This is a genomic window from Patescibacteria group bacterium, from assembly GCA_041661625.1.
Classification (GTDB): Bacteria; Patescibacteriota; Patescibacteriia; order JAHIZJ01; family JAHIZJ01; genus JBAZUB01.
Map to the genome: position 1 here is coordinate 1 of JBAZUB010000024.1, position 2,668 is coordinate 2,668.

A 2,668-nucleotide genomic window follows, 5' to 3' on the forward strand; every position below is an offset into this window, starting at 1 on the left:
TCCACATTAACTTTATGCACTTCTGCCGTAACACTGTTCGCTTTGTTGATCGCTTCCCATTTACTGGCCTCTCCGCGGTTGACTGACTCAAACACTTGTCCGTCAACTTGGTACATCTTGGTTTCAGAATCTATTTGAGCGGTCTTTGCCTGTACAGTCGCCTTATAGGTTTCAGTTGTTGAGTTATTGGCATCGGTCAAGGCTTTCAGTTCTGAGGCTTTGGCTTCGGTCGCTATCTTATGTTCATCAATTACCAGCGTGTTTGATTTTATAACGGCATCAATGCGGCTGGCGTCCCGCTTAACTACTGAGTCAAACACCACGGCATCGGCTTTGTATAAATCGGTTAAAGCGTTAATCTGCGTTGCCTTGGCTTGCGTTGTGGCTTTGTAGGTTTCTGTTGTTGAGTTATTGGCGTCGGTAATGGCTTTTAGTTCTGACGACTTGGCATCGACATTGACCTTATGAACTTCGGCGGTCACGCTGTTAGCCTTATTAATCGCCTCCCATTTACTGGCTTCGCCCTGGTTAATAGAAGCATAGACTTGCCCGTCTGTCTGATAAATCTTGGTTTCCGAATCCACTCTTGACGCTTCTGATTTATTCAGTTCTGAAAAAATCCTTACTGACACGTCATTAAAATCGTTAATTGACTTGCGCTGTTCCGCGACCGCCGCCACTTTGGATTTATAAATCTCGGTTTTTTGCGCGGCTATTTGCAGAGGGACTTCGTAATTAATCTTGACATCGGCATCCAGTTTTTTCGCTCTGGCGTTATTGACACTGGTAAATGCGTCAATCTGTTTGCCAAAAGCGTTAGCCAGCGTATCATACAGCTTGGCTTTGATTTCCTCGCCGGATAATTCAGCCTTATAGCCTTCATATTCCAATGCCTTTGCGCCGTATTCTGCCACAAACGCCCTGACATTGGCCTCGAATTGCTGAATCTTTAAGCCGTCGCCTTCCAGTTGGGTTTTAACCGCTTGCAGTTCGGACGCATATAAGCCAAACACGGCCACCACAGCGTCTATTCTGCCCCGGTAATGATCCAGTTCTTGCTGATTCAACGTACCTATTAATTTTTGGCCTTCCAGTCGCGTTTTATACAGTTCCAGCTTGGCGAGTTCGGCCTGTATCCGGTCACGGTAAACTTGTGATTGTGCGGTATAGAGCGTAACACCTGCATTGAAGTAATTGACCTTGATGTTGTACAAGTCAATCCCGGATTGAACCGCATACTTGGCCGCTTCAAAACCGCGTTGCTGTATCGATTGATGCAGCACGATCATTTCATGTTCGAGAGACAGCGCATTGGTAAAGGCAAAATGCACATTGGCCTGTTCCAGCGTGGCTTGCGATACCGCTATGTTCCGTGATTCGGTAATGTCGAATTCCACTTGCTGTTCCATTGCCCGGAATACCGCTTCGGCTTCATCCCCTTGCGGCATCGTCCAGCCTGAGCGCGACCACATCCGCGTAATTTGATCAACCTGCGCTTGTGCGGCTGAGGCGGTACGTTCCCTTGCCCTATCCCATAGTTGTTGTTCTATGACGGGATTTAAGCCCGTCTGTGCGGTGTTCTGTATCCAGCTTAACAATTTATCCTTCAGCGTGTCGTTAAGAATCGACTGATACTCAGCGTCCGTCCAATTAAAACTGACGCTAGGCGGCGCATCCAGAACCGTTGGCAAAACACCATCAAATACCGCTATAATTAATTCCGGTTCAGCCGGCAAGGTCAGTGTACGTAATACCGGTGCTGTCGGCATCGTATTATCAGGCTTGTCCGGGTATGCGCGTTCTGGCAAGATATCGGCAACCGGGGCGGCTTTGTTGAAAGCAGCGGGCGGCGTGATGGTGCGGATAACCGGCTCGGCGGCGGTCAAGACCGGAACCGGGTCAATCACCAGTTCAGCTACAGAACCGACAACAGGGTCAGTTGGATCGGACGGGAAAGGCGTTGTCGCTTCGGTTAAAGCAGGTGTGGCAGGGGTGTTGTAAAATATCCCCGGCTTGGTGGGTTGCTCTGCAAAGTTGGGATTGATCGCTTGCATGGCTTCCGCTACCGGGAATACCGTATTCAAAGGCAATGGTGTAGGCGGAGCTTCAAAATCGGTATTGATTACCGGGCGCACTGGTGCGGCTTCAAAGTTTGTGTCAACAGGTTGCATGGCCCCCACATCAGGAAACACCACATTCAATGATAGCGGAGTAGGTGGATCATCAAAATTAGTGTCTATGGCAGGACGAGGCGGCGCTGTGGCGAAATTAGGGTTAATCGCTTGCATGGCCTCAGCTACCGGAAACTCAGCAACAATAGGCAACGGATTGGGTGCTGCATCAAATGTGGTATCGATAGTAGGACGCACCGGCTTAATGGGACTGACATACTGATCGACCGTAGCAGTGACCGTCCCTAATTCGGTACTTATTTGTGGGACATCGCCAATGGTGTTAATCAGATCGTTCATCTGGTCGATGACGGCTACCAGAGATAACGCCTGCTCCTCGGCTTTAGTGCGGTGTTCCAGGATACCTTCGACAACAATATCCTGATTGCTTAAGGAAAATAAAGTAGGTGCAAAGGGGTCAAAAATTGCCATTAGGTATCCTCATTGGGATTATTGCGTCATCACGACGCTAGGTGTTTGAATTGCTAGAGTGTAGG

1 protein-coding gene is annotated in these 2,668 nt (G+C 48.9%); it reads right to left on the reverse strand.

Features of this window, described 5'->3' with window-relative positions:
• Nucleotides 1–2,603, reverse strand: a 2,603-nt coding sequence (locus WC734_06570; protein MFA6198781.1) for a hypothetical protein, incomplete at its 3' end; no start/stop codon positions are given.
• Between the last annotated feature and the right edge of the window lie 65 nt (nucleotides 2,604–2,668).